Origin of the sequence: Methylacidimicrobium cyclopophantes (genome assembly GCF_902143385.2) — a bacterium.
GTDB classification, from domain to species: Bacteria; Verrucomicrobiota; Verrucomicrobiia; order Methylacidiphilales; family Methylacidiphilaceae; genus Methylacidimicrobium; species Methylacidimicrobium cyclopophantes.
This window is the reverse complement of record NZ_CABFUZ020000060.1, coordinates 1-2,723: the sequence shown is the minus strand read 5'-3', so window position 1 is coordinate 2,723 and position 2,723 is coordinate 1. Positions and strand designations below refer to the sequence as shown.

Genomic DNA, 2,723 nt, shown 5'->3' with positions numbered 1-2,723 from the left:
GTTCGGCCGGTCGCTGCGCTTCTTCCGTTACCGGCTTCGTCTGCCCTTCTTCCGCCATAAGATCTCTCCGCTACGCCCTCTTTCCGGAAAAGCCCGAGGCCTACACCTTGCCCTTCTTCGCTTCCTTCCTCCGGACGACCCCAACCGTCCGCCGCGGCCCCTTGCGGGTTCGCGCGTTGGTCGACGTCCGCTGCCCGCGGACCGGTAGGCCGCGCAAGTGACGGATGCCCCGATAGCACTTGATCGCTTGCAAGCGCTTGAGATTCTGTTGAATCTCCCGTCGCAGGTCGCCTTCGATCACAAAGTTGTTCTCCTGGATCACCTGGACCATCCGATTGATCTGCTGATCGGTAAGATCCTTGGCCCGCAGGTTCGGATCGACCTCGGCGAGCTCGCAGATCATCTTCGCCCGGGACGGACCGATTCCGTAGATATAGGGGAGAGCCGCGACGGTTCGCTTGCTTCCGGGGATTTCCACTCCAAGGATACGAGGCATGATCTTTCCACCGTTCTAACGTTCGGGCCTAGCCCTGCCGCTGTTTGAGGCGAGGGTTCTTCTTGTTGATGATGTAAATTCGTCCCTTGCGACGCACGACTTGGCAAGCGGCGGTGCGCCGACGAACGGAAGCCCGAACTTTCATGAAGCTCCTCTTGGTAAAACCTTCTTGTATCTCATCGTTCGCACGATGAAGGGTTAATTCCTACCGGAACGCCCTTTTTTTGGCAAGTCTTTTATCGTCGACGCCCTCATTCGCCCGATGCAGCCCCCTGCCGAGCTTTCGCCGCGCCTTTTTCGGTCGAGCCACCGGCCATCCCGTGCTTGGTGAGGACTTCCGGCTCCCCCTTCGTGATGAGGACAGTGTGCTCGAAGTGGGCGGAGCGCCGGCCATCGGCCGTCACCACCGTCCACCCGTCCGCAAGAAGGCGTACCGCGGCGCCGCCGGCATTGACCATTGGCTCGATCGCCAGCGTCATGCCCGCCTTCAGTTTCGGTCCCGCTCCCGGCCGGCCGTAGTTGGGCACCTGAGGCTCCTCGTGGAGCTTGCGACCCACCCCGTGGCCGACGAACTCCCGCACCACCGCCATGCCATGCGCCTGGGCGCAGGCCTCGATCGCCGCGGAGATGTCGCCAATCCGATTCCCCTCCCGGGCCTGAGCGATTCCCGCCCAAAGCGCCTCCTGCGTGACCTCGATGAGCTTGAGGTCGCCGGCATCCCCCATCCCGATCGGAAAGGTCGCCGCGGTATCCCCGACCCATCCATCCTTGATCAAGCCCACGTCGAGCTTCACCAGATCTCCGTATTGGAGCATCCGCTCTCCGCCGATCCCGTGGACGACTTCCTCGTTGACCGAGATGCAAATCGTTCCTGGAAACCCTCGATACCCCAGAAAAGGACTTTTCCCTCCTCGAGCGGCGATCAACTCGGCCGCGTACCGATCGATCTCGCCCGTCCGGATCCCCGGGGCCAAGATCGATCGGAGCGATTCGACGACTTCGGCGACCAAGCGGCCGCTTAGACGCATGCCGTCGATATCTTTCCCTCGCTTGATCGGAATCATGACCCCGCTTTCTCCAATGCGCTCGACCGCCCGGGCGCCGTCGGTCTCGACCGGCTCCGGCTTCCGGCGGTCGCGTCGCGGACCCTTTCTACCCTTGCTTCGCGTCTTCCTCTCCCGAAGCGGGCGAGGCGAAAAGCGCCTTGGCCACTCGCTCTTTCCGTCGAGCGGCCGCGTTCCGGGTGAGCCGCCCACGCTTCACGAGCCGATCCAAGACGGACTGGTACTCGGAGAAAAACCCGATGGCTTCCTCTTTCTTCCCGGAAGCGACCTTCTCGCGCATCCGGCGCGAAACCAGTTGCAGCTCTTTCTTGGCTTTTACGTTGTATCCTCTTTTGCGGAGACTCTTCCGCGCTTGCTTTGCGGCTGACCTAGTGTTAGGCATGGGGGTTTTCTAATAAGAACGTTCTGCCGGCGGTGTCAAGCCTAGCGAAGATCATTAAGTTCGTCCTGGCCCTTTCCGCCCTGCCCCTCCTCATGGCGGAGCTGCTCTTTCTAAAGGAGCTCCTCGAGAGCTACTTCCGGGACGGGGCGTGGTTCACGCTCCCCGTCGCGAGCTTCGCCGGAGGGCTTCTCCTTTGGACCCTCCTCTGCTTTTTGTGGAAAGTCCCACAGCGCCCCTACATCTTCGCCCACGAACTTACCCACGCCTTGGCCGTTTATCTCCACGGCGGAAGGGTCTCCCGCTTTCGGGTCGGCGATCAAAGCGGCAGCATCCGCTGCAACCGATCCAACCTCTGGATCGTCCTCTCCCCCTATTTCGTGCCCTTCTACATGTTGCTCTGGCTGGGGCTCTGGACCATCGTTGACTTTTACCGGCCGATCCGTTCCTATCAATGGCTCCTTTACGCCGGAACAGGGTTCACATGGGGATTCCATCTCTTTTTTACCGTGGAAGCCGTCCACGGAAAGCAGCCCGATCTCCACGTGGAAGGTTGGTTCTTTTCCCTGGTCTTCATCACGGGGCTCAACCTTCTGATCCTCGCGGCCCTGCTCGGCTTTCTCTCGCCCTCTTGGACCGTTTCGCGTTTTCTCTCCCATTTCGGCGACGATCTCCTCTTTTGCTATCGGCTCAGTCAGGAAGGCTTCGCAGCCTTCGCCTCCTGGATCGGCTCTGCGGGTCTCGCTCTGCGCGCCGCCCGAGCCGACCGCCCCTGACCGGCCGG

5 protein-coding genes are annotated in these 2,723 nt (G+C 61.4%); 1 reads left to right on the top strand and 4 read right to left on the bottom strand.

The genetic code is table 11. From position 1 onward, the window contains the following. Window positions 1–100 precede the first annotated feature (100 nt). From rpsM to rpsT, 4 genes are all read right to left on the bottom strand, one after another. Window positions 101–496, bottom strand: coding sequence for a 30S ribosomal protein S13 (gene rpsM / locus FN369_RS01275; RefSeq protein ID WP_142524407.1), 396 nt, complete (start codon window positions 494–496; stop codon window positions 101–103). Window positions 497–524: 28 nt separating this feature from the next. After that, complete coding sequence (rpmJ, locus tag FN369_RS01270) at window positions 525–641, bottom strand: 50S ribosomal protein L36 (RefSeq protein ID WP_142524406.1); 117 nt, start codon at window positions 639–641, stop codon at window positions 525–527. A gap of 106 nt (window positions 642–747) precedes the next feature. Continuing rightward, complete coding sequence (map, locus tag FN369_RS01265) at window positions 748–1,560, bottom strand: type I methionyl aminopeptidase (protein WP_142524405.1); 813 nt, start codon at window positions 1,558–1,560, stop codon at window positions 748–750. An 88-nt stretch (window positions 1,561–1,648) separates the two neighbouring features. Beyond that, on the bottom strand, window positions 1,649–1,942 hold the full coding sequence (gene rpsT / locus FN369_RS01260; protein ID WP_142524404.1) for a 30S ribosomal protein S20: 294 nt from the start codon (window positions 1,940–1,942) through the stop codon (window positions 1,649–1,651). A 32-nt stretch (window positions 1,943–1,974) separates the two neighbouring features. Between rpsT and FN369_RS01255 the strand changes: the two genes are divergently transcribed. After that, entirely contained in the window at window positions 1,975–2,715 is a 741-nt protein-coding gene (locus FN369_RS01255; protein WP_142524403.1) for a hypothetical protein, read from the top strand. Window positions 2,716–2,723: the final 8 nt, after the last annotated feature.